24 protein-coding genes and 1 pseudogene are annotated in these 25,742 nt (G+C 69.3%); 13 read left to right on the forward strand and 12 right to left on the reverse strand.

Annotation, left to right across the window (positions count from 1 at the left end; genetic code table 11):
• The first annotated feature begins 100 nt into the window (after positions 1 to 100).
• The 4 genes from MD221_RS02025 to MD221_RS02040 are packed head-to-tail and all read left to right on the forward strand — an operon-like array spanning position 101 to position 8,364.
• On the forward strand, positions 101 to 1,231 hold the full coding sequence (locus MD221_RS02025) for an efflux RND transporter periplasmic adaptor subunit (protein ID WP_425602185.1): 1,131 nt from the start codon (positions 101 to 103) through the stop codon (positions 1,229 to 1,231).
• Positions 1,228 to 4,767 carry an efflux RND transporter permease subunit gene (locus tag MD221_RS02030; RefSeq protein ID WP_242107434.1) on the forward strand — a complete coding sequence of 1,180 codons (3,540 nt, stop codon included), beginning with the start codon at positions 1,228 to 1,230 and terminating at the stop codon, positions 4,765 to 4,767. The genes MD221_RS02025 and MD221_RS02030 overlap by 4 nt, the downstream gene beginning before the upstream one ends.
• Entirely contained in the window at positions 4,764 to 5,243 is a 480-nt protein-coding gene (locus MD221_RS02035) for a DUF6326 family protein (protein ID WP_242107435.1), read from the forward strand. The genes MD221_RS02030 and MD221_RS02035 overlap by 4 nt, the downstream gene beginning before the upstream one ends.
• A 28-nt stretch (positions 5,244 to 5,271) precedes the next feature.
• Positions 5,272 to 8,364 carry an efflux RND transporter permease subunit gene (locus MD221_RS02040; protein WP_242107437.1) on the forward strand — a complete coding sequence of 1,031 codons (3,093 nt, stop codon included), beginning with the start codon at positions 5,272 to 5,274 and terminating at the stop codon, positions 8,362 to 8,364.
• Between the two features lie 24 nt (positions 8,365 to 8,388).
• Here MD221_RS02040 and MD221_RS02045 read toward each other — a convergent pair whose 3' ends face one another.
• Genes MD221_RS02045 through MD221_RS02055 form a run of 3 tightly spaced genes read right to left on the reverse strand, consistent with a single transcriptional unit; the run spans position 8,389 to position 9,599 of the window.
• Positions 8,389 to 8,775 carry an antibiotic biosynthesis monooxygenase family protein gene (locus MD221_RS02045; protein WP_242107439.1) on the reverse strand — a complete coding sequence of 129 codons (387 nt, stop codon included), beginning with the start codon at positions 8,773 to 8,775 and terminating at the stop codon, positions 8,389 to 8,391.
• Positions 8,772 to 9,008, reverse strand: coding sequence for a hypothetical protein (locus tag MD221_RS02050; protein ID WP_242107441.1), 237 nt, complete (start codon positions 9,006 to 9,008; stop codon positions 8,772 to 8,774). Before MD221_RS02050 ends, MD221_RS02045 begins: the two co-directional genes overlap by 4 nt.
• Before the next feature lie 45 nt (positions 9,009 to 9,053).
• Positions 9,054 to 9,599: an NADPH-dependent FMN reductase gene (locus MD221_RS02055; RefSeq protein ID WP_242107443.1), complete on the reverse strand. Its 546-nt coding sequence runs from the start codon at positions 9,597 to 9,599 to the stop codon at positions 9,054 to 9,056.
• 96 nt (positions 9,600 to 9,695) lie between these two features.
• On the opposite strand from MD221_RS02055, the gene soxR reads away from it, so the two are divergent.
• Entirely contained in the window at positions 9,696 to 10,160 is a 465-nt protein-coding gene (gene soxR / locus MD221_RS02060) for a redox-sensitive transcriptional activator SoxR (RefSeq protein WP_242107445.1), read from the forward strand.
• Positions 10,161 to 10,233: 73 nt separating this feature from the next.
• Positions 10,234 to 10,653, forward strand: coding sequence for an MAPEG family protein (locus MD221_RS02065; protein ID WP_242107447.1), 420 nt, complete (start codon positions 10,234 to 10,236; stop codon positions 10,651 to 10,653).
• A gap of 60 nt (positions 10,654 to 10,713) precedes the next feature.
• Here the strand turns inward: MD221_RS02065 and MD221_RS02070 are convergent, their stop codons facing one another.
• The 9 genes from MD221_RS02070 to ykgO all read right to left on the reverse strand — a co-directional run bounded on the left by MD221_RS02070 (position 10,714) and on the right by ykgO (position 18,009).
• Positions 10,714 to 11,952: a TraB/GumN family protein gene (locus MD221_RS02070; protein WP_242107449.1), complete on the reverse strand. Its 1,239-nt coding sequence runs from the start codon at positions 11,950 to 11,952 to the stop codon at positions 10,714 to 10,716.
• Positions 11,953 to 12,109: 157 nt separating this feature from the next.
• Complete coding sequence (locus tag MD221_RS02075) at positions 12,110 to 13,147, reverse strand: alpha/beta hydrolase (RefSeq protein ID WP_242107450.1); 1,038 nt, start codon at positions 13,145 to 13,147, stop codon at positions 12,110 to 12,112.
• A gap of 94 nt (positions 13,148 to 13,241) precedes the next feature.
• Positions 13,242 to 13,856 carry a TetR/AcrR family transcriptional regulator gene (locus MD221_RS02080; protein ID WP_242107451.1) on the reverse strand — a complete coding sequence of 205 codons (615 nt, stop codon included), beginning with the start codon at positions 13,854 to 13,856 and terminating at the stop codon, positions 13,242 to 13,244.
• Positions 13,857 to 14,042: 186 nt separating this feature from the next.
• Positions 14,043 to 14,609 (reverse strand): GNAT family N-acetyltransferase, encoded by a 567-nt coding sequence (locus MD221_RS02085; RefSeq protein WP_242107452.1) that lies wholly within the window; start codon positions 14,607 to 14,609, stop codon positions 14,043 to 14,045.
• A 16-nt stretch (positions 14,610 to 14,625) separates the two neighbouring features.
• Complete coding sequence (locus MD221_RS02090) at positions 14,626 to 15,510, reverse strand: carbon-nitrogen hydrolase (protein ID WP_242107453.1); 885 nt, start codon at positions 15,508 to 15,510, stop codon at positions 14,626 to 14,628.
• A 9-nt stretch (positions 15,511 to 15,519) separates the two neighbouring features.
• Positions 15,520 to 15,909, reverse strand: a complete 390-nt coding sequence (locus MD221_RS02095; protein WP_242107454.1) for a hypothetical protein — start codon at positions 15,907 to 15,909, stop codon at positions 15,520 to 15,522.
• A gap of 103 nt (positions 15,910 to 16,012) precedes the next feature.
• A complete protein-coding gene (locus tag MD221_RS02100) occupies positions 16,013 to 17,074 on the reverse strand; it encodes an agmatine deiminase family protein (protein ID WP_242107455.1) in 1,062 nt (353 codons plus the stop codon).
• A gap of 224 nt (positions 17,075 to 17,298) precedes the next feature.
• The gene (locus MD221_RS02105; RefSeq protein ID WP_242107456.1) at positions 17,299 to 17,637 is read right to left on the reverse strand and encodes a hypothetical protein; all 339 of its coding nucleotides are present in this window, start codon (positions 17,635 to 17,637) and stop codon (positions 17,299 to 17,301) included.
• Positions 17,638 to 17,883: 246 nt separating this feature from the next.
• The gene (gene ykgO / locus MD221_RS02110; RefSeq protein ID WP_010342887.1) at positions 17,884 to 18,009 is read right to left on the reverse strand and encodes a type B 50S ribosomal protein L36; all 126 of its coding nucleotides are present in this window, start codon (positions 18,007 to 18,009) and stop codon (positions 17,884 to 17,886) included.
• Positions 18,010 to 18,175: 166 nt separating this feature from the next.
• Here ykgO and cmk point away from each other — a divergent pair, with 166 nt between their 5' ends.
• The 7 genes and pseudogenes from cmk to MD221_RS02145 all read left to right on the forward strand — a co-directional run bounded on the left by cmk (position 18,176) and on the right by MD221_RS02145 (position 25,663).
• Positions 18,176 to 18,859 carry a (d)CMP kinase gene (gene cmk / locus MD221_RS02115; RefSeq protein ID WP_242107457.1) on the forward strand — a complete coding sequence of 228 codons (684 nt, stop codon included), beginning with the start codon at positions 18,176 to 18,178 and terminating at the stop codon, positions 18,857 to 18,859.
• Between the two features lie 307 nt (positions 18,860 to 19,166).
• Positions 19,167 to 20,855: a 30S ribosomal protein S1 gene (rpsA, locus tag MD221_RS02120; protein ID WP_242107458.1), complete on the forward strand. Its 1,689-nt coding sequence runs from the start codon at positions 19,167 to 19,169 to the stop codon at positions 20,853 to 20,855.
• 42 nt (positions 20,856 to 20,897) lie between these two features.
• Positions 20,898 to 21,227 (forward strand): annotated as a pseudogene (locus MD221_RS02125) (integration host factor subunit beta); the annotation flags it as partial.
• 50 nt (positions 21,228 to 21,277) lie between these two features.
• On the forward strand, positions 21,278 to 21,544 hold the full coding sequence (locus MD221_RS02130; RefSeq protein WP_242107460.1) for a lipopolysaccharide assembly protein LapA domain-containing protein: 267 nt from the start codon (positions 21,278 to 21,280) through the stop codon (positions 21,542 to 21,544).
• Between the two features lies 1 nt (position 21,545).
• Entirely contained in the window at positions 21,546 to 22,724 is a 1,179-nt protein-coding gene (gene lapB, locus MD221_RS02135) for a lipopolysaccharide assembly protein LapB (protein ID WP_242107461.1), read from the forward strand.
• On the forward strand, positions 22,721 to 23,719 hold the full coding sequence (locus tag MD221_RS02140) for an MraY family glycosyltransferase (protein WP_242107462.1): 999 nt from the start codon (positions 22,721 to 22,723) through the stop codon (positions 23,717 to 23,719). Before lapB ends, MD221_RS02140 begins: the two co-directional genes overlap by 4 nt.
• 30 nt (positions 23,720 to 23,749) lie before the next feature.
• Positions 23,750 to 25,663 (forward strand): polysaccharide biosynthesis protein, encoded by a 1,914-nt coding sequence (locus MD221_RS02145; protein WP_242107463.1) that lies wholly within the window; start codon positions 23,750 to 23,752, stop codon positions 25,661 to 25,663.
• Positions 25,664 to 25,742 lie beyond the last annotated feature (79 nt).

Raw genomic sequence — 25,742 nt, forward strand, 5'->3', positions numbered from 1 at the left:
GGGCCGGTCCTATCCCGGCAGTCACCATGACCTCTGGCGGATGCTGGTGCCGGAGGGGGTGATATACCTTGCTACAACACCGTAGGGGCTACCAGAGAGCATGGCAATGGAACTGATGAGTCGCGGCTGGCAGCGGACCCTGCTGGCCGCCTGTTTGGCGATGGGCGTGGCGCTGCTGGGCGGCTGCAAGGGCGGCCCCGAGGGCGATGCCCAGGCCAAGGAGCCCGGCGCGGACAAGGCCGAGGAGGCGGTGCCGGTGGAAGTGGTCAAGGCCGCCCGCCGCTCGATCGCGGCCAGCTATACCGGTACGGCGCCGCTGGAGGCCCGCGCCGAATCGCAGGTGGTGGCCAAGACCTCGGGCGTGGCCCTGGCGGTCCTGGTGGAGGAGGGCCAGCACGTGCGGGCCGGCCAGACGCTGGTGCGCCTGGATCCCGACCGCGCCCGCCTGCAGGCCGCGCAGAGCGCGGCGCAGCTGCGCAAGCTGGAAGCCAACTACAGGCGCTCGCAGGCGCTGGTGGCGCAGCAGCTGATCAGCGCCAACGACATGGACCAGCTCAAGTACGACCTGGAGAACGCCCGCGCGGTCAACAACCTCGCCAACCTCGAGCTGTCCTATTCCAACGTGGTGGCGCCGATTTCCGGCGTGATCGCCTCGCGCTCGATCAAGACCGGCAACTTCGTGCAGATCAACACGCCGATCCTGCGCATCATCGACGACTCGCGCCTGGAGGCCACGCTCAACGTGCCCGAGCGCGAATTCGCCACGCTCAAGGCCGGGCAGCCGGTGCTGATGCAGGTGGACGCGCTGCCGGGCAAGCCTTTCCGCGGCACGGTCGACCGCGTCTCGCCGGTGGTGGACTCGGGCAGCGGCACGTTCCGCGTGATCTGCGCCTTCGAGGGCGCCGGCACGCTGCAGCCGGGTATGTTCGGCCGTATCCGCATCGACTACGACCAGCGCGCCGACGCCCTGGTGATCCCGCGCCTGGCCCTGCTCGACGACCAGGGCGATCCGGCCGTGTACGTGGTGCGCAACGGCAAGGCCGCGCGCACGCCGATCAAGGTCGGCTACACCGACGGCGAGTGGACCGAGGTGCGCGGCGGCCTGCAGCCGGGCGATGCCGTGGTCACGGCCGGCAAGGTGGCGCTGCGCGACGGCAGCGGCGTGCAGGTAATCGGCGAACCGGCGAAGACCGCGGTGGCGAAGGCCCAGGCCAAGGGCGAGAAGCAATGAGCCGCGACGCGCACGAGGGCGCCGGCGAGGAGGGCGGGCACGCGCCGGACTCCGGCTCGGGTCTGGTCGAGTTCTCCACGCGCCGCCGCGTCACCGTGGCGATGTTCTGGATCACCATGCTGCTGTTCGGCGCGATCGCGCTGTCCTCGCTGAAGGTCAACCTGCTGCCGGACCTGAGCTATCCCACGCTCACCGTGCGCACCGAATACACCGGCGCGGCACCGGCGGAAATGGAAACCTTGATCACCGAGCCGGTCGAGGAGGCCGTGGGCGTGGTCAAGAACCTGCGCAAGATGAAGTCGATCTCGCGCACCGGACAGAGCGACGTCGTGCTCGAGTTCGCCTGGGGCACCGACATGGACCAGGCCAGCCTGGACGTGGACGACAAGCTGGAGGCGTTGCAGTTGCCGCTGGAGGCGAAGAAGCCGGTCAAGCTGCGCTTCAACCCCTCCACCGAGCCGATCCTGCGCCTGGCCCTGTCCAACAAGGCGACGCCGGCGGCCCATGGCGCGAATGCCGACGCCGACGCGGTGCGCCGGCTCACCGAACTGCGCCGCTACGCCGACGACGACCTGAAGAAGAAGCTCGAGCCGGTGGAAGGCGTGGCCGCGGTGAAGGTCGGCGGCGGCCTGGAGGACGAGATCCAGGTCGACATCGACCAGCAGAAGCTGGCGCAGCTGCACCTGCCGATCGAGACGCTGATCCAGCGCCTGCAGCAGGAGAACATCAACATCTCCGGCGGCCGCCTGGAGCAGGGCTCGCAGCGCTTCCTGGTGCGCACCGTCAACCAGTTCGCCAGCGTCGACGAGATCGCCAACATGCTCGTCACCACGCAGGCAGCCGGCGGCGGCGACGCGGCCAACGCCATGGACCAGATGGCGCGCGTGGCCGCGGCCAGCGGCGACCCGGCGGCGATGGCCGCCGCGGCGCAGGCGCAGAACGCCTCGTCCTCGAGCAGCACGTCCGTCGCCGGCGGCATGCCGGTGCGCCTGCGCGACGTGGCCACCGTGCGCCAGGGCTACAAGGAACGCGAGGCGATCATCCGCCTGGCCGGGCGCGAGACCGTGGAGCTGGCGATCTACAAGGAGGGCGACGCCAACACCGTCGCCACCGCCGACGCCATCCAGAAGCGGCTCGAACAGATCAAGGCGCAGATCCCGCCCGACGTCGAGCTCACCACCATCGACGACCAGTCGACCTTCATCCGCCACGCCATCAGCGACGTCAAGCTCGACGCGGTGATCGGCGGCTGCTTGGCGGTGTTCATCATCTTCCTGTTCCTGCGCGACGGCTGGAGCACCTTCGTGGTGGCGCTGTCGCTGCCGGTGTCGATCGTCACCACGTTCTTCTTCATGGGACAGCTGGGCTTGAGCCTGAACGTGATGTCGCTCGGCGGCCTGGCGCTGGCCACCGGCCTGGTGGTGGACGATTCGATCGTGGTGCTGGAGAGCATCGCCAAGGCCCGCGAGCGCGGGCTGGGCGTGCTGCAGGCCGCGGTGGCGGGCACGCGCGAGGTCAGCATGGCGGTGATGGCCTCCACGCTGACCACGGTGGCGGTGTTCCTGCCGCTGGTGTTCGTCGAGGGCATCGCCGGACAGCTGTTCCGAGACCAGGCGCTGACCGTGGCGATCGCCATCGCCATCTCCCTGTGCGTGGCGATGACCCTGATCCCGATGCTGAGCGCGCTGAAGGCGCGCGCGCCGATGGGCTTCCCCGAGGAGCCGCCGCATGCGCGCTGGAGCCCGGAGGCGAAATGGCAGAAGCCGGTCGCGGCGACCGGCCATGCGGTCGGCATCGGCGCGCGCGGCGCGTTCTTCGGCGTCGCCTGGCTGTTCGTGCGGCTCTGGCGCGGCGTGGTGGCGGTGGTCGGACCGGTCATGCGCACGCTCAGCGACCTTGCCATGGCGCCCTACGACCGTGCCGAGCGCGGCTACCTGAAACTGCTGCCGGGCGCGCTGCGGCGCCCCTGGCTGGTGCTGGGGCTGGCCGCCGCGGCCTTCGGCGCGACGCTGCTGGCGGTGCCGCTGCTGGGCGCCGACCTGATCCCGCAGCTGGCCCAGGACCGCTTCGAGATGACGGTGAAGCTGCCGCCCGGCACGCCGCTGCGCGAAACCGACCGCATGGTGCGCGAGCTGCAGGAAGTCCACGGCAAGGACGCGGACATCCGCACCCTGTACGGCGTCAGCGGCAGCGGCACGCGGCTGGACGCCAATCCCACCGAGAGCGGCGAGAACATCGGCAAGCTCACCGTGGTCATGGCCGACGGCGGCAGCAAGGAGGTCGAGGCGCGCGAGACCGAGCGCCTGCGCGCCACCATGCAGGCGCATCCGGCCGCGCAGATCAATTTCAGCCGTCCGGAGCTGTTCTCCTTCTCCACGCCGCTGGAGATCGAGCTGCGCGGCCAGGACCTGCAGGGTATCGAGGACGCGGGCCGGCGCATGGCCGCGCTGCTGCGCGCCAACGACCACTACGCCGACGTGAAGTCGACGGTGGAGCAGGGCTTTCCGGAGATCCAGATCCGCTTCGACCAGGAACGCGCCGGCGCGCTCGGCCTGACCACGCGCCAGATCGCCGACGTGGTGGTGAAGAAGGTGCGCGGCGACGTCGCCACGCGCTACAGCTTCCGCGACCGCAAGATCGACGTGCTGGTGCGCGCCCAGGTCAGCGACCGCGCCTCGGTCGACAACATCCGCCATTTGATCGTCAACCCCGGCAGCACGCGGCCGGTCACCCTCAACGCGGTGGCCGACGTGGTCGAGACCAGCGGCCCCAGCGAGATCCACCGCTCCGACCAGGTGCGCGTGGCGGTCGTCTCGGCCAACCTGCGCGACATCGACCTCGGCACCGCCATCCGCGAGGTCGAGAAGATGGTGCGGGACGCGAACGCCAGCGGACGCGGGCTGGGCGCCGGCGTGGGCATGCACATCGGCGGCCAGGGCGAGGAGCTGGAGGATTCGATCCGCTCGCTGCTGATCGCCTTCGGCCTGGCGATCTTCCTGGTGTACCTGGTGATGGCCTCGCAGTTCGAGTCGCTGCTGCATCCCTTCGTCATCCTGTTCACCATTCCGCTGGCCCTGGTCGGCGCCGTGCTGGCGCTGCTGCTGACGCGTTCGCCGGTGTCGGTGGTGGTGTTCATCGGCCTGATCCTGCTGGTCGGCCTGGTGGTGAAGAACGCCATCATCCTGATCGACAAGGTCAACCAGCTGCGCGAGCAGGGCGTGGGCAAGCGCGATGCGCTGGTGGAGGGCGCGCGTTCGCGCCTGCGGCCGATCGTGATGACCACGCTGTGCACGCTGTTCGGCTTCCTGCCGCTGGCGCTGGCCTTCGGCGAGGGCGCCGAGGTGCGTTCGCCGATGGCGATCACCGTGATCGGCGGCCTGCTGGTGTCCACGCTGTTGACGCTGGTGGTGATCCCGGTGGTGTACGACCTGCTCGACCGCCGCTCCGACGCGGATTACGTGGCGCGGGCCAAGCGCATCCGCGTCAACGCCGAACAGGCGCAGGCCGCGATCGCGGCCGACGGAGAAGCCGGATGATCGCAGGGGCTGGAGAGGGCAAGCCGATGGCGGGCGCGAGCGGGAAGGCGGCGATACTCGAGGATTTCAAGGTCCCGGCGAAGGTCCGCCTCGCCATGCTCTGGGCCTCGGTGATGTTCTGCTACGTGTATGGCGACTACTTCGCCCTCTACATCCCCGGCAAGCTGGTGTCGATGCAGGCCGGCAGCATGGGGCCGCTCGGGCCGGCGACGCAGGGCGTGCTGCTCGGCACCTCGATCATGATGGCGATCCCCAGCCTGATGGTCTGCCTGTCGCTGCTGCTGGCGCCGCGCGTCGGCCGGGCGCTCAACATCGTGCTGGGCCTGGCCTACGCCGCGATCATGGTGCTGGCCTCGCTCGACAGCGACTGGCATTTCTATCGCCTGCTGGGCGCGGTCGAGATCGTCCTCACCCTGTCGATCGCCTGGAGCGCCTGGCGCTGGCCCAGGCATCCCGCGGCACAACCAAACTCCTGACCGCACGCCACGCAATGGTTCGTATCGCATGAGCATCGCCGAATTCAGCATCAAGCGTCCGGTCACCACGATCATGTTCTTCGTGTCGATGGTGGTGGTCGGCCTGATCGCCGCCTTCCGCCTGCCGCTGGAGGAGATGCCCGAGGCGAACTTCCCGATGATCTTCGTGCAGCTGCCCTACACGGGCTCAACGCCCGAAGAGGTCGAGCGCATGATCCTGCGCCCGGTCGAGGAGGCGCTGGCGACGATGCCCGGCATCAAGAGCACCCAGGGCAGCGCGCGCGCCGACGGCGCCAACATCATGGTGATGTTCAGCGACTGGGAGCGGGACGTTTCGGTGGCCGCGTCCGAGGCGCGGCAGCGCATCGACGCCATCCGCGACGACCTGCCCGACGAGCTGCAGCGCTACTTCGTCGGCAACTGGGACAACAGCGACCGCCCGGTGGTGGGCGTGCGCCTGGCCAGCGGCAGCCAGAACCTGGTCGACGCCTACGACCTGATGGACCGCCAGTTCAAGCGCCGCATCGAGCGACTGCCCGGCGTGGCCAGGGTCGAGATCAACGGCGCGCCGCCCAACGAGGTCGAGATCGCCATCGCCCCGGACCGCATGGAGGCGCACGGCATCGTCCTCAACGACCTGACGCAGAAGCTGCAGACGGTCAACTTCTCCGTCTCTGCGGGCGAGATCGACGACAGCGGGCGCCGCCTGCGCGTGCAGCCGATGGGCACGCTGACCGACCTGCAGCAGCTGCGCGACCTGGTGATCGGCGAGCGGGGCGTGCGCCTGGGCGATATCGCCGAGGTGCGCCTGAAGGCGCAGCGCATGGACTACGGCCGCCGGCTCGACGGCCATCCCGCTGTCGGCATCGACGTCTACAAGGAACGCAGCGCCAACCTGGTCGAGGTGTCGCGTTCGGTCCTGGAGGCCGTCGAGGACATCCGCCGCGAACCGGCCATGCGCGGCATCCAGACCAAGGTGCTGGACAACCAGGGCAAGGCCGTCACCAGCTCGCTGACCGAGCTGGCCGAGGCCGGCGGCATCGGCCTGCTGCTGTCGGTGATCGTGCTCTACCTGTTCCTGCGCCACTGGCCGTCGACGCTGATGGTGACGCTGGCGATCCCGATCTGCTTCGTGATGACGCTGGGCTTCATGTATTTCGTCGGCGTCACCCTGAACGTGCTGTCGATGATGGGCCTGCTGCTGGCCGTCGGCATGCTGGTGGACAACGCCGTGGTGGTGGTGGAAAGCATCTACCAGGAGCGCGAGAAACTGCCCGGCCAGCCGCGCCTGGCCTCGATCCTGGGCACGCGCCACGTCGCCATCGCGCTCTCGGCCGGCACGCTGTGCCACTGCATCGTGTTCGTGCCGACCCTGTTCGGCGAGCGCAACATCCTCGCGGTCTACCTGTCGCAGATCGCGGTAACCATCTCGGTCTCGCTGCTGGCTTCCTGGCTGGTGGCGATCAGCCTGATCCCGATGATCTCGGCGCGGCTGAAGACGCCGCCGACGATCGGGCAGAGCACCGGCCTGATCCACCGCCTGCAGGCGCGCTACGCCAGGGTGCTGCGCTGGACGCTGGAACACCGCGGCTGGAGCCTGCTCGGCATCCTGGTAATCGTCGCGGTCAGCGTCGCGCCAATCATGCTGACCAAGAAGAACATGTTCGGCGGCGACGACGGCAACGAGACCTGGGTGAACTACCAGTGGAAGGGCGGCTACACCAAGGAGCAGATGTCGGACGAGATCCTGCGCGTGGAGCACTACCTGGACGCCAACCGCAAGCGCTTCCACATCGACCAGCTGTATTCCTGGTACAGCGAGGGCGAGGGCGCGAGCACGCGCATCACCTTCGACGAGAACTACGCCGGCAAGATCAAGCCCTTCATCGACCAGATCAGCAAGGAGCTGCCGAAGTCGGCGCGGGCGGGCATCGTGATCGGCAACCAGGGCGACGGCGGCGGCGGTCCGCAGAGCCAGCGCATCGAGGTGCACCTGGTGGGCGACTCGACCAAGACCCTGACCGAGCTGGCGGCCGACCTGGTGCCGATCCTGGGCCGGCGCAAGGAACTGCGCGACGTGCGCGTCAACGCCGGCGACCAGGACAGCGAGCTGTCGGTGCAGGTCGACCGCGACCGTGCGGCCTCGTTCGGCTTCAGCGCCGAGCAGGTCTCGACCTTCGTCGGCCTGGCGCTGCGCGGCGCCAAACTGCCCGATTTCCGCCGCGGCGACACCGAGGTGCCGGTCTGGGCGCGCTTCGCCGGGGCCGAGAAGTTCGAGGTGCAGGACCTGGCCGCCTTCAACGTGCGCGCCCCGGACGGGCGCAGCGTGCCGCTGCTGGCGATGGTCAACACGGCGGTCAAGCCGTCCTCGTCGCAGATCCAGCGCCTGAACCGCCAGACCACGCTGACCCTGACCGCGCAGCTGCCGGACAAGGTCACCATGCCCGAGGCGCGCAAGGCGATGGAGGACACGCTCAAGAGCGTGGCGTTCCCCGCCGGCTACAGCTATACCTTCCAGAGCGCGAACTTCTTCGACGAAAGCGAGATGACGCAGCAGATGTTCGTCAACGTGCTGATCGCCCTGGTGATGATCTACATCGTGATGGCCTCGGTGTTCGAGTCGCTGCTGTTCCCCTCGGCGATCATGAGCGGCGTGCTGTTCTCGATCTTCGGGGTGTTCTGGCTGTTCTGGATCACCGGCACCGAGTTCAACATCATGGCCTTCATCGGCATCCTGGTGCTGATGGGGGTGGTGGTGAACAATGGCATCGTCATGGTCGAGCACATCAACAACCACCGACGGCGCGGCATGCCCCGCACCGAGGCGCTGGTGGCCGGCAGCAAGGAGCGCCTGCGCCCGATCCTGATGACGATGGGCACGGCGATCCTGGCGATGGTCCCGATCGCGCTGTCGAAGGGCAACAGCGACGAAGTCTCCTACTACCCGATGGCGCGTGCGATCGCCGGCGGGCTGGCGTTCTCCACCTTCGTGAGCCTGCTGTTCCTGCCGACCATCTACGCCATGCTCGACGACCTGAGCACCGGCGTCTCGCGCGCGATCAAGCGCGCCCGCGGCGGCGGGGCGACGGGCGTCGCGGTGGCGGCGCTCAAGGCGGAGTGAGCGCCGGCCGGAGCCGGTCCGGGCCTAGGACAGGCGCGCCGGCATGGATGCCGTCTCCTCGATGTCGATTTCGCCGGCACCCGCCACCGGCGAGCACGTGCGCGAGAGCGAATGCTCGAGCAGGGGATCGATCCGCCGCAGGTGGTCGGCGAACGCCTCCGAGCGCGTCCAGTCGGCCTTGGCCTGCAGCGAATCGAAGGCGGTGACCACCACCACCGCCTCGCCGTCGTGCGAGCGGTAGATGCGGTTGCCGCGCCAGCCGGCGCGCTCGGCCTCGGCACGCAGGCGCCGGGTGTCGCCGGCCAACAGCGCCAGGAATTCCTCGCGCCGTCCCGGCCGCGGCAGGTAGGTGTCGACCAGCACGACGGGGCCGGGCGCGATGGCGTCTTCGAGATCGGGGTCTTCGGTCATGGCAGGGTCTCCAGGAACAGCTCGCCGCCCTGTATGCGCAGTCGCGCGAGCGTGGTCTTGCCGTTGTCGGTCGAGCGCAGGAACAGCGGCGTGCCCAGCGCGAGGATGCCCATCAGCACCTCGAGCCAGGGCTGGTCGCCGATCGGAGCGCGGTGGCGGCCGGACAGCAACCGCTCGAACGGCGCCCGGTCCAGCGTGATCGCGACGTCGCGGATGATGCTGGGATGGATCATGGGGGAGCTCCTGTCCTGACGGAAACCGGCGCGCGGCCGGCGATGTCATGCCGCGTTCGCATAGGGGTTCGCCTGGCGCGCCTGGCGCAGCGCCAGCGACCACCAGCACAGCCGCGCCAGCAGCGTGCGCATCGCCGCCCGGGAGGCGTCGGGCTCGCGCAGGGCGCCGTCCTGCGCGAACAGATGCCAGGCGTTGGCGAAGCTGACGCAGTCGCGCATGGTGACCGCGTGCAGTTCGGCGAAGACCTGGCGCAGCTGCTCGACCGCGCGCAGGCCGCCGGAAATGCCGCCGTAGCTGACGAAGGCCACCGGCTTGGCCTGCCATGGCTGGCCGACGGCATCGATCAGCGCCTTCAGCGGCGCCGGATAACCGTGGTTGTATTCGGGGGTGACGATGACGAAGGCGTCGGCGGCGTGCAGGCGCGCCGGGATCGTCCGCGCGCCGTCCTCGCGCGCGGGATCGACCACATCGACGACGAAGCCGCCGTGCGCATGGGCCTGCGCCTCGACCCAGCGCGCCACGGTGTCGCAGAAGCGGCCTTCGCGCGTGCTGCCCAGGATCAGGGCCAGGCGGATCGGATCTTGCGGCATCGATATCTCCGGAGTCGGGTAGGGGGCATCCGCGCCGCTTGCGGCCGGACCGGGGGAAGCGTAAAACCTTAAGTTCACTTAAGGTCAATAGGCGCGATGAACCCGACACCGCCGAAAGGCATCAGCATCGAGCTGAGCGTGGGCGAACTGGCCGAACGCAGCGGCGTGGCCGTTTCCGCGCTGCATTTCTACGAAACCAAGGGGCTGATCCAGAGCTGGCGCAGCGCCGGCAACCAGCGCCGCTACAAGCGCGAAACACTGCGTCGCGTGGCGGTGATCAAGGCCGCGCAGCGCCTGGGCATCCCGCTGGCGACGATCCGCCAGGCGCTGGACAGCCTGCCGCAGAACCGGGTGCCGACCGCAGCGGACTGGCGGCGGCTGTCGGCGCGCTGGAAGGCCGACCTGGACGACCGCATCGAGCGGCTGATGCACCTGCGCGACCAGCTCGACGGCTGCATCGGTTGCGGCTGCCTGACGCTGAAGGAGTGTCCGCTGCGCAATCCGCTGGATGCGCTGTCCAAGCAAGGGCCGGGGCCGCGATTGCTCGACCCGGAAGACTGAGTCCGTATGCCGGGCCGCGACCGACTCGCGGCCCGGTCCGATTCCTCGCCGACGTTCGCCAAGAGGCCATGCAATGCACCAAGTCGCGATCCTCCATCCCGCCATCGCCATGGCCGGGCTGACCTTCGCCGTGCTCCTGCTGATCCCGTACCAGCGCTTCAAGGCGGTCATCCGCGAGCAGGTCGTGCCGGACGACTTCAAGTTCGGCGAATCCGGGAGCGTCCCCGGTGCGGTGTGCATTCCCAACCGCAATTACATGAACCTGCTGGAAATCCCCATGCTGTTCTACGTGGCGTGCCTGATCCTGTACGTCACCCAGACCGCCACGCCGGTCGCCGCGGGATTGGCCTGGACGTACGTGGGGCTGCGATCGGTGCACAGCCTGATCCACCTGACCTACAACAAGGTCGTGCACCGCCTGGTGTTCTTCGCCTTGAGCAATTTCGTGCTGGTGGCGCTGTGGATCCTGCTGGCGATCGGTCTCGGGAAATGATCCGTTCGCCGCTCCCGCGAAAGCGGCAGCGACGGGAGGCAGGGAGTTCCTGACCGTTCCCTAGTGGAACAGCTTGCCGAAGATCCGCGCGCCCGCCAGCCAGAAGCCGATGCTGCTGCCCAGGTTGGTCAGGATGAAGTTCAGCACCACGCGCGAGACGCGGTTGCGGTACCAGCCGCCCACCGTCTGCGCATCGTCGCGCAGGGCCAGGAAATCGCCGTAGGCCGGCTTGCGGAAGTGCGCCTCGATCAGCGCGCTGAGCATGCCGGGCGGGATGCCGGGGCGGAACGGCTTGAGCGGCGCCACCAGCGCGGCGACCAGCACGCCGAGCGGGTGGCCGCGCGCGGCGATGCAGCCGATGGCGGCGCCGCCGGCCATGAACAGCACCCACTGCAGCAGAAGGTCGGCGCCGACGTCGAAACCGCCGCGCCAGAAGCCCCAGGCGATGCCGCCGAGCACCAGCGCGGTAAGGATCAGCGTGATCCAGGGAATCTTGCGCTTCTTGCGCACGTACTCCAGGTCCGCGCACAGCGCCGCCGGCTCGCGCGTGTCCTCGCGCAGGTAGCGCGCCATGCCCTGCAGGTGTCCGGCGCCGATCACCGCGAGCACGTTGCGCGATTCGCCCGCGCTCTGGCGCAGGCGCGCGGCCATGTACTGGTCGCGCTCGTCGATCAGCGTCGCGTACAGGGCCGGGCTTTCCTTGGCGAACTCGCCGAAGCTCGATTCGAGCATGTCGCCCTGCTTGAGCTTCTCGATTTCCTGCTCGCCGACTTCCTCGTCCACGAACAGGCCGGCCACCAGGCCCGTGCCGAGCTTGATCCGTCCCCAGAAACCGAGCTTGGCTGAAATGCGCTTGAAGGTGAGGCCGACGTCGCGGTCGATCAAGTGCATCGGCAGGCCGCGCTCGCGGGCGTCGAACGCGGCCGCCTTCAGCTCCGCGCCGGGCTCGATGCCCAACTGCTCGGCCAGGCGCCGCTGGTAGGCGGCCAGGCCGAGATTGGCGGCGAACAGGGCCGCCTTGCCTTCGCGGATCACCTTGACCAGGTCGAGCTTGGCCAGCGTCTCCGGATCGCTCAATGCCTGCAGGCGTTGCGCATCCAGTTCCACCCCGACCGCGTCGAAGGGCGTCCCGTCGGGACTGCCGCCGGCGATGGCCTCGCGCACGGCGGCCACGCTTTCCTTGGAGACGTGGGCGGTGCCGAGCAGGGTGTAGCGCACGCCATCGCGTTCGATGACGGCATGCGGCTGGCCCTGCCAGCCTGCGACGGGCGTGGGATCGGTGGGAGCGGTGGTATGCAATGGGCGTCCTTTGAACCGTGCGTCCCGGATCGATGCACGGGCGACGCTGTGCGGGGCCATTGCTCGATCCGGACAGAAAACCGACGGCGCCTTTCGGCGCCGTCGGCCGCATGGTAGCGGAATTTCGCGCGCCGGGACGAGACGCCGGACGGCGGCCTCAGCGGGCGGATCCGACGCCGCGCAGTCCGCTGCTTTCGAAGGCGCGGTCCAGTTCGCCGCGCGCGTCGGCCGGCACCGGATGGGTGGCGATGGCCGGCGCCGCGGTCGCGGCCTGTCCGCGCACGAAGTCCACCGCGCGCGCCACCACCGCCGCATCGCGCAATAGCCGGCGATGCCCGAGGCCGCGGGTCAGCACCAGCCGCGCCTGCGGCCAGGCCTGGGCGAGATCGTGGCTGCCTTCGCAGGACACCTCGGCGTCCTCCTGGTCGTGCACGATCAGCAGCGGCGGCACCGCCCGCGCCGTGGGCAGGGCGGCGACATCGAATTCGGCCCAGCCGCGCCCGAAGCGCCGCTCGACGTGGCGGGCGAAAGCGGCCATGACCCGCGGCGTGACGCCGAGGTGCCGGCCGAAGGGTTCGAGCGCGGCCGCCGGATGCACGAAGGGCGCGAGGAAGACCAGGCGCGGCGGCGGCGTCCAGCCCTCGCGCACGGCCAGCCCGACGGCGGCGGCGCCGCCGGAATGCGCGATCAGCCCGGCCAGCGGCCCGAGTTCCGCGGCGACGGCGCGCAGGGCGTCCGCCACCTCGATGAAACTGGAGCGGCGATCCCCGGGGCGGCGCGTCTGCGAGGCGCCATGGCCGGGACCGTCGATGGCGACGGCGCGCAATCCCGCCGCGACCAGGGCCTCGGCCAGCGGCTGCATCTGCCCGGAATGGCCGCCCCAGCCGTGCAGCACCAGCACGGCCGGACCGGCGCCCCAGGACCAGCCGGCGATCTCGCGCCCGTCGACGCGCAAGTGCAGGCGCTCGCCGCCGGCCAGGAAGGCCTGTGCCTCGGGCCGAAGCGGCGCATGCGTGGGGGTGAACCAGAGCCGGTCGACAGCGCGCACCGCCAGGTTCGGCGCGAGCATGCTCAGCGCGCGCATTCCGGCGCGCAGCAGGCGCAGGCGCGCGGGGGCCTTCGCGGCGTGCGTAGCGGCGGGACCGGCCGAGCGGCGATCCGTCGCGACGGTCCTGGCCGCAGGCGTTTCCGGCATGGGCGGTGGATTTTCATTATTACGAGCAGTATTACGAACGGTCGTGCTATTTCTATCGGCGGCAACTTGCATGTGCATCTCCTGGGAGAGGACGTCAGGGGGAGGAGAGGTGGGCGCCGATCAGGCGCTCGAGCCCGCGCTCGCCGCGGGCGATGGCGTCGGCGGTGCCGGTGAGGCCGGCGTGGTGGTGCACCACCAGGGCCAGCCCGTAGAGCTCGAACGCGAGCTGCTCCGGATCGGCGTCGGCGCGCAGTTCGCCGCTCTCGACGGCCAGTTCGGCGGCGCGGCTGAGCTGGGCGCGCCAGTTGAGATCGTGCTGCACCAGGCGATCGCGCTGCGCGCCGGGGCGGTCGTCGTATTCGGTGGCGGCGGCCGCGAACAGGCAGCCGCCGCGCTCGTCGATGTGGCGCACCCAGTCGAACCAGTTCAGCAGCAGGGCGCGCAGTCGCGCCAGGCCGCGCGGGGCTTGCATCGCCGGCATGAAGACATGTGCCGCGAAGCGCTCGCCGGCCAGGTCCAGCACCGCCAGCTGCAGTTCCTCGCGCGAGCCGAAGTGGGCGAACACGCCGCTCTTGGACATGCCCACCGACTGAGCGAGGGGGCCGATGGACAACCCTTCCAGGCCGGAGCGGCAGGCGATCCCGTAGGCGCTGTCGAGGATCGACTCGCGGGTGGCGGCGCCTTTCTGGGTGGCGGCGAGAGCGGGCATGAAGCGAAGATAGCACGACCGTTCGTGTTCTACACGCCGCCTATCCGTAAAATAAAATTAACCTACAGAATGAAATAATTTATATAAATAACTGAAATCAAATTGATTTGTTGCAGTTATCATGAATATCGAAGGAAACGCTTCAAATTCGCTTCGGTGCCGAACGGCGCCCGAATTGAGCTGCATCTACCCGAGACCGGGCACGTCCTCCGCCGGCGCCTCGTCGCGATCGCCGTTTCCGAGCGGGCGCACCATCTGCACCGTGTCCAGCCAGCGCCCGTGCTTGCGGCCGATGCCGGGGAACACGCCGGCCAGGGTGAAGCCGAGGCGTTCGTGCAGGACCACGGAGGCGCGGTTGCTGCCGTCGCCGATCACCGCGACCATCTGGCGGAAGCCGAGCGCGGCGCAGTCCTCGATCAGGCGCTGCAGCAGGGCGCGGCCGACGCCGCGGCCGTGGACGTCGTGGGCGACGTAGACCGTGTCCTCGACCGTCCAGCGATAGCCGATCCGGGTGCGGTAGCTGCTGGCGTAGGCATAGCCGGCGAAGCGGCCGTCGAGTTCGGCTACCAGGTAGGGATAGCCGCGACCGACGATTTCGCGCCAGCGCCGCCGCATCTCCGCCTCGTCCGGCACCTCGTATTCGTAGGTGGCGACGTTCTCGCGCACCTCGTGCGCGTACAGCGCCGCGATCGCCGGCAGGTCGTCCTCGACGGCGGCGCGCAAGCGCAATGTCCCGCCCCCGGTCGCGGTCATGCCGGTCGCCGCCGATTCAATCGCGATAGCGCTTGAGCAGATCGGCGTAGGCGTCGATCCGGCGATCTCGCAGGAATGGCCAGATCCGCCGCACGTGTTCGCTGCGGCCGAGGTCGACCTCGCAGGTGAGCACCGTGGCCTCGGCGCCGGCTTCGGCGAGGAACTCGCCCTGCGGGCCGAGCACATGGCTGTTGCCCCAGAAATCGATGCCGGAAGCGCCGAGCGGCGAGGCCTCGTGCCCGACGCGGTTGCAGGACAGCACCGGCAGGCCGTTGGCCACGGCATGGCCGCGATGGCTCAGCACCCAGGCGTCGCGCTGGCGCTGCTTCTCGTCCTGGGCGTCGTCCGGATCCCAGCCGATGGCGGTGGGATAGAGCAGCAGTTCGGCGCCGGCCAGCGCCATCAGCCGCGCGCCTTCCGGGTACCACTGGTCCCAGCACACCAGCACGCCGAGGCGGCCCACCGAGGTGTCGATGGGGGTGAAGCCGAGGTCGCCCGGGGTGAAGTAGAACTTCTCGTAGAACCCCGGATCGTCGGGAATGTGCATCTTGCGGTACTTGCCGGCGGTGCTGCCGTCGGCGTCGAAGACCACGGCCGTGTTGTGGTACAGCCCGGCCGCGCGGCGCTCGAACAGCGAACTGACCAGCACCACGCGGTGCTGCTTGGCCAGCTGGCCCAGGCGCTGCGTGCTCGGGCCGGGGATGGGCTCGGCCAGGTCGAACTCCTGCACCGACTCGTGCTGGCAGAAGTAGGCGCCGTTGTGCAGTTCCTGCAGCAGCACCAGCTTGGCGCCCTGCGCGGCGGCCTCGGCCACGCGCTGCTCGATGACGGCCAGATTGGCTTCGGCATCGCCGTGGTTGCGTTCCTGGATCAGGGCGACGGGGAGGGTGGTGTGTTTCATGCTCGATGGTCAGTGGAAGGTATAGCGGCGGTGTGTCAGCAGCAGGATCGGGAAGTAGGCGGCCATGGCGGTCCAGAGCGCGCACATTCCCAGCGTCTGCAGGAAGGCGCCGGCCGTCTGTCCGGCGAACAGCGCCGGCAACTGCCAGCAAAGCCCCAGGATCCCGATCAGCGTGAAGGGCAGCGCGAGAAACAGCCAGGCGCGCCTGCGCCGTTTCGGGGTGGTGTACTTGCCGACCAGCATCTCCTGCAGGTCGGCCTGCGCCATCCTTTCCTCGAACAGGTCGCCGGGCGGGCGCTGTTGGGCGACGCGCGCGGCTGCTTGTCGGATGCCGTTTTCCGGCGGCGATCGCGGCTGCTCCCGATAGGCGCCGAGCAATTCCCCGGCGTCGGTGCGCATGAGCGGATCCTGCGGATTGTTCTCGTCCATTGCGTCGGCTCCGGAAACGATCGTCGCATCGCCGGCATTGTAGAACGGGCGCGGTGACCGATGCCCGGCGGCCTCAGGCGAGCCCGAGCGGCAACTGCATGGTGATGCAGTGCAGGCTGCCGTTCTGCCAGATCAGCGAGCGGCAGGGGATCGGCACGATCTCGCGGTCCGGGAATGCCCGCTGCAGCACTTCGGCCGCCATCGTGTCTGCCGGGTCGCCATAGGCCGGCATCAGCACGGCGCCGTTGACGATGAGGAAGTTGGCGTAACTGGCGGCCAGGCGGCGGCTTTTGCCTTCGCCGTCGCGATCGATCACCGGCTGTGCCCAGGGCAGCGGGAACAGGCGGTAGGGGCGTCCGTCGGCGGTGCGCAGCGCGGCGATCTCCGCGGCCATGGCGCCGAGTTCGGCGTAGTGGGAATCGGCCGGGTCGTCGCAGGCCTGGAAGACGATCGCATCGGGCGCCGCGAAGCGGGCCAGCGTGTCGACATGGGCGTCGGTGTCGTCGCCCTCCAGGTAGCCGTGGTCGAGCCAGAGCACGCGCCGCTGCGCCAGCCAGCCGGCCAGCTTGCCGTCCAGCGCGTCGCGCGCGATGTCCGGATGGCGTTCGTGCAGGCACTGCCAGGTAGTCAGCAGGGTGCCCGCGCCGTCGGTGTCGATCGCGCCGCCTTCCAGAGCGAAATCAATGTTTTGCCGCGTACTTTCAAGAAATGTTCCGGCTTCGGACAGGCGCTGCACCAGCAGGTCGTCGCGGCTCGCCTCGAACTTGCCGCCCCAGCCGGTGAAGCGGAAGTCGAGCAGGCGGAAGGCCCGGTCCCCGGAGGCCTCGTTCTCCAGCAGGGTGATCGGCCCGGAATCGCGCAGCCAGGTGTCGTCGTACTCCACCGGCAGGAAGGTCACGCGCGCCATGTCGATGCGCGCCGAGGACAGGCGTGCCCGCGCATAGGCCTCGATGTCGTCGTCGGCCACGCAGATCAGCGCCCGCTGGAAGCGGGTGATCGCCGCCACCAGGGCGATGTAGGTGTCTTCCACCTCGCCCAGGCGCTCGGCCCAGTCGGTGCCGGCGTGCGGCCACGCGATCAGCACCGCGGATTGGGGTTCCCACTCCGCGGGGAAGCGCAGATTCGATGAGGTCATGACGGCTTGCATTCCGGGAGGGCGCCTGGTCCGCGCCAAGGGCGCGGCGCGGTGCGCGGGAGGAGGGCCGCGGTCCGGTCCGGCCAGGGCCGTGCGGACGTTCGCGGTCGGGCCGCAATTCTAGGGAAAGTCGCGGCGCAGGTCTGCCGTTCCCGGAAACCGATCGTTTCCGGGCGCGGGCGGAGTGCGGGCGCCGCGGGACCGCGCGAGGCGGACCGCCGGCTTCAGCGGATCGCGGGCTTGGGGCCGGTCTCGTTCGGCGTGGCCTTGTTGGCCACCGCGTCGACGACGCGGCTGTTCTCGAAATAGACGGTGAAGCCGGGATAGACCCAGCGGTGGATGGTCGGCCACTGCCGCTTCTGGCCGCCGCGCGGTTCGAGCTTCTCGCTCGGCGCGCCGAAGCGGGACTGGACCGCGCCCATGCTGGTGCCGCGGGCGGGCAGCTGCAGCTGCTGCTCCTGCTGCACGCGGTTGATCAGCAGCACGTCGGCCGAGGCGGCGCCGGCGAGGGCGAGCAGCAGCGGCGCGGACAGCAGCGCGAATGGCGTAAGGCGTGACGACATGACCGGACTCCCCTGGCGAGACGATGAATGCGCCGTTGCCTTGTAGCAGATCGGACCGGCTTGCGGGCGGTCGCTGGGGCGAGGCTGTGCGCCTTGTCACGCCTGCCGCGTGCGAAACGGCGGGCGGAGGGCGCCTGCGCGGAATCGGCCGCGAAAGCGCCAGGCGGAAAGGCGGGCATGAAAAAAGCCGCATCGCTGCGGCCTCTTTCGTACTTCCTGCGTTTCCCGGCAATCCCGGGGAAACCCTCAGCGCTGACGGGCCTTGAAACGCGGGTTGGACTTGCAGATCACGAAGACCTTGCCGCGGCGACGAACGACCTTGCAGTCGCGGTGACGGGCCTTCGCCGATTTCAGGGAGGACAGGACCTTCATGACAGACCTCAGAAACGGGGTTTGGAAATGGGTGGGACAAGCAAGCCCGCAATTCTAGCCGGTAAATTCTTCGCGAATCAAGTGGTTGCATACCTGCCCGCGAGGCCGGCCGACGAGGCCGGTTCAGCGGGGCGGCTAGAATGGAGCAAATCCCCGGAGACCGCAGATGCCCCCCGAGACCCCCGGCTTGCCGCCCGTGCTGACCATCGACGGCCCCTCGGGCTCTGGCAAGGGCACCATCAGCCGCGCCGTGGCCCAGCGGCTGGGTTGGCATTACCTGGACTCGGGCGCCCTGTACCGCGCGGTGGGCGTGGCCGCCGGCTGGGCCGACCTCGACCTGGACGATGCCGGCGCCCTGGTGCGCTGCGCCTTCGACACCGAGATCGGCTTCCGCGACGACCCCGCCGGGGAGCTGCGGGTGCTGGTCAACGGCCATGACGCCACCGAGGAGCTGCGCACCGAGACCGCCGGGGCCGCCGCCTCGGCGATCGCCGCCATCCCCGAGGTGCGGGCCGCCCTGAAGGACCGCCAGCGCGCCTTCCGGCGCCCGCCGGGCCTGGTCGCGGACGGCCGCGACATGGGCACGGTGATCTTCCCCGACGCCCCGTTCAAGGTGTTTCTCACCGCCAGCGCAGAGGAAAGGGCGGAAAGACGCTATAAACAGTTGAAAGACAAGGGGGTTTCGGTTACATTGGACGGTCTGCTGCGCGAGATTCTCGCCCGCGACGCCCGCGATGCCAGTCGCGCGGTGGCGCCGCTGCGACCGGCCGAAGAGGCCGTGCGCATCGACACCACCGGCCTTGGCATCGAGGCCGTCGTCGAACAGGTTCTCGGCATCGTGGGCGCCTAGGCGCCCGCTCCGGATACCTTCCTCCGATCCACGGAGGAGGGCGCAAAGGGGAAGAGCGTTCCGGCCCGTTCGCCGGAAGGCTCCATCGAAGCTGCGGCAGACCCAGCCCCGCGTGGTGCGAACCGCGCGGATCGTCCGTTCAACCACAACACTCACGGCCATACGCAATCCCGCGACGGCCAATAACGGGTGGATCGGGGCGTAGTGCGGATCCTTCCGCAAGAGCCCGCACATCCATGTGCGGACTTTTCGATATGCGGCGGATTTCCAGCGCTCCGATCTGTGTCATCAACCGAGAAATTTTCAAATGACCGAATCATTCGCAGAACTGTTCGAACAGAGCCAGACCAACCTGGCCAAGCTCAAGCCCGGCGCCATCGTCACCGGCACCGTGGTCCAGGTGCGCACCGACGTGGTGGTGATCAACGCCGGCCTGAAGTCCGAAGGCATCGTGCCGATCGAACAGTTCCGTAACGAGGCCGGCGAGATCGACGTCGCCGAGGGCGACGTCGTCAAGGTCGCGCTGGACTCCCTGGAAAACGGCTTCGGCGAGACCGTGCTGTCGCGCGAGAAGGCCAAGCGCGCCATGGTCTGGGACGAGCTCAAGGAAGCCCTGGACAAGAACGAGACCATCACCGGCCGCATCAGCGGCAAGGTCAAGGGCGGCTTCACCGTCGACATCCGCGACGTGCGCGCGTTCCTGCCCGGTTCGCTGGTGGACGTGCGTCCCGTGCGCGACCCGGTGTACCTGGAAGGCAAGGAACTCGAGTTCAAGATCATCAAGCTCGACCAGAAGCGCAACAACGTGGTCGTCTCGCGCCGCGCCGTGGTCGAGACCGAGCACTCGGAAGAGCGCGAGCAGCTGCTCGAGAAGCTGGTCGAGGGCGCCAAGCTCAAGGGCGTGGTCAAGAACCTCACCGACTACGGCGCGTTCGTCGACCTGGGCGGCATCGACGGCCTGCTGCACATCACCGACATGGCCTGGAAGCGCGTGCGCCATCCGTCCGAGGTGGTGGAAGTCGGCCAGGAGCTGGAAGTGCGCGTGCTCAAGTACGACCGCGAGCGCAACCGCGTCAGCCTCGGCCTGAAGCAGCTGGGCGAGGATCCGTGGGACAACATCGCCCGCCGCTACCCGGCCAACACCCGCGTGTTCGGCAAGGTCAGCAACGTCACCGACTACGGCGCGTTCGTCGAGATCGAGCCGGGCGTGGAAGGCCTGGTGCACGTCTCCGAGATGGACTGGACCAACAAGAACGTCAACCCGTCCAAGGTGGTGCAGGTCGGCGACGAGGTCCAGGTCATGGTGCTGGACGTGGACGAGGAGCGCCGCCGCATCTCGCTGGGCATCAAGCAGGTCACCAGCAACCCGTGGGAGACCTTCGCCGCGATCCACAAGAAGGGCGACAAGGTGTCGGGCCAGATCAAGTCGATCACCGACTTCGGCATCTTCATCGGCCTGGACGGCGGCATCGACGGCCTGATCCACCTCTCCGACATGAGCTGGAACTCCACCGGCGAGGACGTGGCGCGCAACCTGAAGAAGGGCGACACGCTGGAGGCGGTGGTGCTGGCGGTCGATCCGGAGCGCGAGCGCATCAGCCTGGGCGTCAAGCAGCTCGAGCAGGATCCGTTCGGCCAGTTCATGGCCAACTATCCGCGCGGCTCCAAGGTCACCGGCACGGTCAAGGAAGTGGACGCCAAGGGCGCGACCATCGAGCTGGCCGACGGCGTGGAAGGCTACGTGGCCGCTCGCGACATCTCCGACGAGCGCATCGACGACGCCAGCCAGCACCTGAAGGTCGGCGACAAGATCGAAGCCAAGTTCACCGGCATGGACCGCAAGGGCCGCACGCTGCAGTTGTCGATCCGCGCCAAGGACGAGGCCGAGGCGGCCGAGACCCTGGCCGAGTACAACAAGGCCGCGGCCGACGCTTCCAGCGGCACCACCAAGCTCGGCGCGCTGCTGCGCGAGCAGCTCGGCAACAAGTCCGAGTGATGTCAACCTCGCGGCCCGGCTTCGGCCGGGCCGCGATCGGCCCATGCCACCGCGGTATCCGTGTCCATGACCAAATCGGAATTGATCGAAATCCTCAGCCAGCGCCAGAGCCATCTGAAGGTCGACGACGTCGACATGGCGGTGAAGTCGCTGCTGGAGATGATGGGCGGCGCGCTGGCGCACGGCGAGCGCATCGAGATCCGTGGATTCGGCAGCTTTTCCCTGCATTACCGGCCGCCGCGCACCGGCCGCAACCCCAAGACCGGCGACGCCGTGGCGCTGCCCGGCAAGCACGTGCCGCATTTCAAGCCCGGCAAGGAGCTGCGCGAGCGCGTCAGCACCGCCATGCCGCTGCCTTCCGAGGACGACTGAGTCCGCCCCGGACCCGTCTCGCCGACCGCGCATTCGGCTAAGCTAGCCCTATGCGATTGCTTCGTTTTCTCATCGGCCTGTCGTGCGTCGCCGCCGGCGTGGTCATCGGCATGCTCAATTCGCAGGCGATCGCCGTGGATTTCGGCGCCTTCACCCTGCGCAGCACGCTGGGCGTGGCCCTGCTGGCGGCGATGCTGCTGGGCGCCATCGCCGGCGGCCTGCTGCTGGCGGCCTCGGTGATCCTGCCGCTGCGCCAGCAGCTGCGGCGCGAGCGCCGCGCGCGGCCGGTCGCCGCGCCCGGTTCCGGCGAGTCCTGATATGGCCTTCATCACCGAATGGTTCTGGTTCTTCCTGCTGCTGCCCTTCGCGGCGCTGAGCGGCTGGGTGATCGGCCGTCGCGGCGGCGAGCGCCATAGCGACACCCAGGTCAGCCGCCTGTCGACCACCTACTTCCGCGGCCTGAACTACCTGCTCAACGAACAGGCCGACAAGGCGATCGAGCTGTTCCTGCACATCGCCGAGCTCGACAAGGACACCTTCGAGACGCAGGTGGCGCTCGGGCACCTGTTCCGCCGGCGCGGCGAAGTGGACCGCGCCATCCGCCTGCACCAGGGCCTGGTGCAGCGCCCCGACCTGAGCGACCAGCAGAAGGTGCAGGCGCTGCTGGCGCTGGGCGAGGACTACATGCGCTCGGGCCTGCTCGACCGCGCCGAAACCGTCTTCACCGATCTGGCCAAGATCGACCAGCGCGCACCGCAGGCGCTCAAGCACCTGATCGGCATCTACCAGTCCGAGCGCGACTGGCCGAAGGCGATCGAGAACGCCTCGCGCTACGAAGCCGTCACCGGCGAGCCGATGGGCAAGCTGATCGCGCAGTTCGAGTGCGAACTGGCCGACCGCCTGCGCGCCAGCGGCGACGTCGACGGCGCGCGCGCGGCGGTCGCGCGCGCGTACGCGGCCGATTCGGGCTCGGTGCGCGCCGGCATGCTGGAGGGCCGCATCGAGCTGGACGCCGGCAACGACGCCGCCGCCATCCGCGCCTTCGAGCGGGCCGCGCGCCACGACGCCGACTACTTGCCGGAAATCCTGCCGGCCCTGCTGCCGGCCTACGACCGCGTCGGCGACCAGCCCGGCGCGCGCCGCTTCCTGGCCGAGATGAGCGAGCACTACCGCGGCATCTCCCCGGTGCTGGCGCTGACCAAGCTGGTCGAGGCCGAGGACGGGGTGCCGGCCGCGCGCAATTACCTCGCACAGCAGCTCAAGGACCGTCCCTCGGTGCGCGGCGAGGCGGCGCTGATCGAGCTCACCCTCGCCGAGGGCAGCGACGAGGTGCGCACCCTGAACGACCTCAAGCACATCACCGACCAGCTGCTGGTGCGCAACCCGAGCTACCGCTGCAACCGCTGCGGTTTCGGCGCGCGCAGCCACCATTGGCAATGCCCCAGCTGCAAGGAGTGGGGCACCATCAAGCCGTTGCTCAACTACGCGGTGGTGTGAGCCTTTCCGGCGTGCCATCGCCGTGGTGGCTGGCCGCCTGCGCCGGCATCGCCTGCCTCGGCACCTGGGCGGCGCTGCGCTACGCGCGCTGGCGCAACCTCCTCGACCACCCCGGCGAACGCCGCAGCCATGCCGTGGCCACGCCGCGCGGCGGCGGCATCGGCATCGTGTTCGCGCTGCTGTTCGCCCAGGCGCTGTTCGCCTGGCAGTTGCCCGAATCGCGCGGCTTCCTGGGCCCGGTCTCGGCCGGCCTGGCGCTGGTCGCCGGCATCGGCTGGCTGGACGACCACCGCTCGCTTTCGCCCTGGCCGCGCCTGGCGGTGCACGGGGTGGCCGCCGCGCTGCTGGCCTGGGCGGTGTGGGGCGTCTCCGGCGACCTGCCGGCGGCCTGCCTGGCGTTCGCGCTGGCGCTGGGCCTGGTGAACGTCTGGAACTTCATGGACGGCATCGACGGCATCGCCGCCCTGCAGGCCGTAGTGGTGGCCATGGCCTATGCCTGGCTCACCGGGGATGCCCTGGCGCAGTGGCTGGCGCTGGCGCTGGCGGCCGGGGCCGCCGGCTTCCTGCCGTTCAACCTGCCGCTGGGCGGGCAGGGCAAGGCCCGGATCTTCCTGGGCGACGTCGGCAGCGGGGCGATCGGCTACGCCCTGGCCGCGCCCATGGCGCTGATGCTGGTGCGCGATCCCCGTCCGGCCACCTGGGTGCTGATGCTGCTGCCGCCCTCGGCCTTCCTTCTCGACGCTGCCTTGACACTGTTGTCACGCATGCTGCGCGGCGAGCGCTGGTGGACGCCGCACGTCGAGCATGCCTACCAGCACTGGGCCCGGCGCGCTGGCCGTCACCGGACCGTCACGCTCGCCTATGCGGCCTGGGCCGCGGCGGGGGGCGTATTGGTTTCAGTCATTTGCGAGACAGGGTTTGCATTTATCATCGCGGCCAGCTGTGCGTGGTACCTGGGGGGGGGCATCGCGTGGAGGCGTCTGCGAAGGCGCTGACGCTGGACAAAGCCAGGGATTCGAAAGCGCATGAGTGGATGGAAAACCCGGGTCAGTGCCGCAGCGCCTCGAGCCGCAGTCGTGCTGCACGACCTTTTCATGGTCTGGCTCTGCTGGGCCGGGCTGAACCAGTTCCGCTATTCGATCCAATCGGTCTCCATCGACCTGCCGGCCTTTTCCCCGGAAAACCTGCTGATCCTGTTCGCGCAGGGCATGGTGTTCTGGAAGGTCGGCCTGTACCGGGGCGTGTGGCGCTTCGCCAGCCTGCCGGACCTGCTGAACATCCTCAAGGCCAGCGTCGCCGGACTGGTGGCCATCGTGCTGGCCCTGTTCCTCTACAACCGCCTCAACCAGACCCCGCGCTCGGTGCTGGTGCTGTATCCGATCGTGCTGACCGCGCTGCTGGGCATGCCGCGGCTGCTGTACCGGAGCTGGAAGGACCATAGCCTGACGCGCACCGACAAGGCCGCGCTGCGGGTGCTGATCCTGGGCGCCGGCCAGGCCGGCGAGACCCTGGTGCGCGACCTGCGCCGCACCGGCGCCTACCAGCCGGTGGGCTTCCTCGACGATGCCGCCAAGCTGCGCGGCAGCGAACTGCAGGGCCTGCCGGTGCTGGGCCGGGTGGACGAGGTCGACAAGATCGCCCCCGAGACCGGCGTCAACCTGCTGGTGATCGCCATGCCGTCGCTGGATGCGGCCTCGATGCGCCGGATAGTGGCGGCCTGCGAGCGCACCGGACTGCCGTTCCGCACCGTGCCGCGCCTGGACGACCTGCTCGAGGGCCGCTCGCTGCCCGGCGAGCTGAAGGAGGTCGCGATCGAGGACCTGCTCGGCCGCCAGCCGGTCACCCCGGACTGGAAGGCGATCCGCGGCTGGCTGGGCGGGCGCAGCGTGCTGGTCACCGGCGCCGGCGGCTCGATCGGCTCGGAGCTGTGCCGGCAATGCGCCAGGCACGGCGCGCGGCAGATCGCGCTGCTGGAAATCGACGAGCTGGCGCTGGCCACCACCGAGGCCGAACTGCGCCGCGATTTCCCGCAGATCGAGTTCATCCCCGTGCTGGGCGACTGCGGCGATGCCGCGGTGATCGAGCACGCGCTCGGCCTCTCGCACCCGGAAGCCGTGTTCCACGCCGCCGCCTACAAGCAGGTGCCGGTGCTGGAGGCGCAGCTGCGCGAGGCGGTGCGCAACAACGTGCTGGCCACCGAGACCGTGGCCGAACAGAGCCTCAAGGCGGGCGTGGGCACGTTCGTGCTGATTTCCACCGACAAGGCCGTGGACCCGGTGAACGTGCTCGGCGCCAGCAAGCGCCTGGCCGAGATGCTGTGCCAGGCGATCGCCGGCAGCCAGGGCACGCGCTTCATCACCGTGCGTTTCGGCAACGTGCTCGATTCGGCCGGCAGCGTGGTGCCGCTGTTCCGCGAACAGATCCGCACCGGCGGGCCGGTCACGGTCACCGATGCGGAGGTCACGCGCTACTTCATGACCATCCCGGAAGCCTGCCAGCTGATCCTGCAGGCCTCGGCGATCGGTTCGCGGCAGGCCATCTACACCCTGGACATGGGCGAGCCGGTCTCGATCCGCCTGCTGGCCGAGCAGATGATCCGCCTGGCCGGCAAGCAGCCCGACCGCGACATCGCCATCGTCTACACCGGCCTGCGCCCGGGCGAGAAGCTGCACGAGACGCTGTTCCACGCCGACGAACGCTATCGCCCGACCTCGCACCCGAAGATCCTCCAGGCCGAGGCGCGCGAGGTGGCGGCCGAGAACCTGCGCCTGATGCGCACGGCGCTGCGCGAGGCGGTGGTGCGCTACGATCTCGACCAGCTGGCCGTGCTGCTGCGCGAGGCGGTCCCCGAATTCGTCCCGGCCAGCGTGCCGGAGGCGCCGCAGAAGCAGCTGGCGACCGTGGTGGCCTTTCCCGCGCGCGCCTCCAGAAAGACCTGAGCCCGCCGACGCCCCGGTTCCGGGCCCGCGGCGCACCGAAACGCCGGCTCGGCATACACTTGCCCATTCATTCATGACC

It is taken from the genome of Luteimonas aquatica (genome assembly GCF_022662575.1).
Taxonomy (GTDB): Bacteria; Pseudomonadota; Gammaproteobacteria; order Xanthomonadales; family Xanthomonadaceae; genus Luteimonas; species Luteimonas aquatica.